Below are 3,673 nucleotides of genomic sequence, written 5' to 3'. Positions count from 1 at the left end.
TTAAATTATATTTTTCTTTTTTTAGGCAAAAATTCTTTGCATAGCTATAGCTACGGAAATAATTTTTAACGACAAAAAAGGGAAATAGAAATGATTTATATCGGGTGTTTTGATGTTAATTTGGTATGAGTGCAGGTTTTGAAAATCAGGAATTGCCCCACTCCCTAAAGGGAGTCCTGATTTTCTGATACTTACACCTTTAGGGTTTGGGGTAGAAAGGAGCTGAAAAACATTTTAAGACTTTTTAGAGTAGATTCAAAAACATTATTGCAAATAAATTTATAGCCCCCCTTATAGAACTTCCCTTAATTTTTGAGCAAAATGATAGATAGAAATCCCTCCGGCAATTGACACATTCAAAGAATGCTTTGTACCATATTGAGGAATTTCCAAACATTCATCCAAATCTTCTAATATTGAAATGTTAATTCCTTTTACTTCGTTGCCTAAAACCAATGCGTATTTTTCATCGTTTTTTATTTCAAAGTTATTTATGTCATAACTTTCATCGGTATGTTCAAGTCCAATGATTTTATAGCCTTCTGCTTTTAATGAATTAATAGTAACTTTTATGTTTGCTTCGTATTCCCAGTCCATGCTTTCAGTAGCACCAATTGCTGTTTTAGTAATTTCCCGATGTGGTGGCTTGGGTGTAATTCCACAAAGAATAATTTTTTTGATTAAAAAACAATCACAAGTACGAAAAATAGAACCGACATTGTACATACTTCTAATATCGTCTAAAACAACAACAATAGGAAGTTTGCTACTTTTCTTAAATTCTGTTACAGATTTTCTTTTAAGTTCGTATGTTTTGAGTTTTCTCATTAGAATTTAAAGTTTTAAATTTGGGCAAATTAAAAACAAATATAGCATTAAAATTTAGAAGATTTGGTTAAAAATAAAAAAATAGAAGAAACACCTTTGATGAAGCAGTATTTTCAGATTAAAAATAAGTATCCTGATGCTTTACTGCTCTTTCGTGTTGGTGATTTTTATGAAACATTTGTAGAAGATGCTATAAAAGTGTCAAAAATTTTAGGAATAGTTTTAACCAGCAGGTCTAATGGTTCATCAAAAGTTGAGCTTGCAGGATTTCCTCATCATAGTATTGATACCTATTTGCCAAAACTTGTTAAAGCGGGACATAGAGTTGCAATTTGTGAACAACTTGAAGACCCGAAAAAAACCAAAACAATTGTAAAACGAGGTGTTACCGAATTAATAACGCCCGGCACATCCACTAATGATCAAGTTCTTAATACAAAGCAAAATAACTATCTTGCTGCCTTATATTTTACAAAAAAAGAAGTTGGGGCTGCCTTTGTTGATATCTCAACAGGTGAATTTATTGTAGCAGAAGGAAGCATTGACTATATAGAAAATCTTGTTAACTCTTTTGACCCGTCAGAAATAATTTATTCAAAATTAAAGCAGGAAGAATATTTAAAATATTTTCCTCAAAAAAGATATACTTTTCTTCTTGAAGATTGGTTATTTTCATCCGATTATTCTTATGAAAAACTAACATCTCACTTTAAAACAAAAACATTAAAAGGTTTTGGAATAGAAAATATGAATACTGCAATTCCTGCTGCAGGAGCAATACTTCATTATCTTTCTGAAAACAAACAAGACAGACTTAAGCACCTGAATAATATTTCAAGAATTGAAAAAGATGACTTTATCTGGCTTGACCGCTTTTCAATAAAAAATCTTGAACTAATAAATCCAAACCTTGTTGATGGTAGTCCGCTTATTAATGTAATCGATAAAACTATTACACCAATGGGAGGCAGGCTTTTAAAGCAATGGATAGTTATGCCATTAAAGGACAAAAGGAATATTGAGAAAAGACTTGAGTTGGTAGATTTTTTATTTAAAAATGAAAAGGGAAATACTAATTTAGGGGAGAAACTTTCAAAAATTGGAGACCTTGAAAGATTGATTTCAAAAGTTGCTTTAAGACGGATTAACCCAAGAGAAATTAGGCACATAAAAAATGCTCTTTCACATATTGAGGGTATTAAAAAAGTTTGTGAAAATTCAGAAAATAAACAGCTTTTTAAAATTAACGAAAAGTTAAATTCATGTAGTCTTCTTCAAGAAAAAATAGATAAAATACTTGTTGACGAACCTCCTGTAAATATCAACAAAGGCAATTTTATAAAAGAAGGATATTCAAAAGAATTGGATAAAATAAAAGATTTAAAAAAAACAGGTAAAGAATATATTTTAAAACTTAGAGAAAGAGAAATTGTGAAAACAGGAATTTCTTCTTTAAAAGTAGGCTACAATTCCGTTTTTGGATATTACCTTGAAGTAAGAAATACACACAAAGACAAAGTACCTGAGGAATGGCATCGCAAACAAACTCTTGTAAGTGCCGAACGATACATCACTTCTGAATTAAAGGAATATGAAGAAAAAATCTTATCCTCAGAAGAAAAAATTGATACATTGGAAAATGAGATTTATCAGGAATTGCTTTATGAATTAACAGAATATATTCATCCTATTCAAATAAATTCAAAGGCAATTGCTTACCTTGACGTGCTTCTTTCATTCGCAAATATTGCACAAGAATATAATTATACAAAACCACAAATAAATGATAGTTATGTAATTGACATTAAGGATGGTCGTCATCCTGTAATAGAACAAAACCTCCCTGTAGGTGATGATTATATTCCAAATGATATTTATCTCAACAATGATAATCAACAAGTTATTATTCTTACAGGACCAAATATGTCGGGAAAATCTGCAGTTTTAAGGCAAACAGCTTTAATTGTTTTGCTTGCACAAATTGGTTCTTTTGTACCTGCAAGTTCTGCAAAAATAGGAATAGTTGACAAAATATTTACACGAGTAGGAGCCTCTGATAACCTGTCTGTTGGTGAATCAACATTTATGGTTGAAATGCTTGAAACAGCAAGTATTTTAAATAATGTTTCAGAAAGAAGCTTAATACTTTTAGATGAAATTGGCAGAGGGACAAGTACTTATGACGGCATTTCTATTGCATGGGCAATAACCGAGTTTTTACATCAGAATACTACAAAACCCAAAACTATTTTTGCCACTCACTATCATGAACTTAATGAATTAGCTTCAACATTAAAACGAGTAAGGAATTTAAACATTAGTGTAAAAGAATACAAAAATAAAGTAATCTTTTTGCGAAAGCTAAAACCCGGAGGCAGTGAGCATAGCTTTGGAATACACGTTGCACAAATGGCAGGTGTTCCTAATAAAATAGTGGAAAGGGCAAAACTCATTTTAGAAGAACTGGAAAAACAAAGAACAAATATCAAGAATAACAAAGTAGTTGGAGGAAAGGTAAGTGTCCAGCTAAAAATGTTTGACGTAACCGATCCAATTTACGAAAGAGTAAAAAGAGAACTTAATAAAATTGACATTAACGCATTAACACCAATAGAAGCAATGATGAAATTGAATTATCTTAAATCATTGCTTAAGAAAGATAAAGGGTAAGAGTTAACAGCCGGCAGTCCGCAGTAAGCAGTCTTCAGTCAAATTCCGAATAAACAAAAAGAAGTACTTAGAGTACTTAAAGTGCCTAAAGTACTTAGAGTTATGTGTTACGAAAAAACAAATTACAAGTCCGCAGTCGGCAGTCTCCAGTCAGCAGTCAAAAACAGTCAACAGT

2 protein-coding genes are annotated in these 3,673 nt (G+C 31.2%); one reads left to right on the top strand and one right to left on the bottom strand.

Annotated features, from left to right (window positions below; all coding sequences use genetic code 11):
- Nucleotides 1-291: 291 nt before the first annotated feature.
- A complete protein-coding gene (locus U9R42_05540; protein MEA3495483.1) occupies nucleotides 292-828 on the bottom strand; it encodes an RNA methyltransferase in 537 nt (178 codons plus the stop codon).
- 63 nt (nucleotides 829-891) lie between these two features.
- Between U9R42_05540 and mutS the strand changes: the two genes are divergently transcribed.
- Nucleotides 892-3,498, top strand: a complete 2,607-nt coding sequence (gene mutS / locus U9R42_05535; protein MEA3495482.1) for a DNA mismatch repair protein MutS — start codon at nucleotides 892-894, stop codon at nucleotides 3,496-3,498.
- The last annotated feature ends 175 nt before the right edge of the window (nucleotides 3,499-3,673 follow it).

The sequence above is a fragment of the Bacteroidota bacterium genome (genome assembly GCA_034723125.1).
In the GTDB taxonomy this organism is placed as follows: domain Bacteria; phylum Bacteroidota; class Bacteroidia; order CAILMK01; family JAAYUY01; genus JAYEOP01.
Note: the sequence above shows the minus strand (reverse complement) of the source record. Positions and strands in the feature narration are given on the sequence as shown.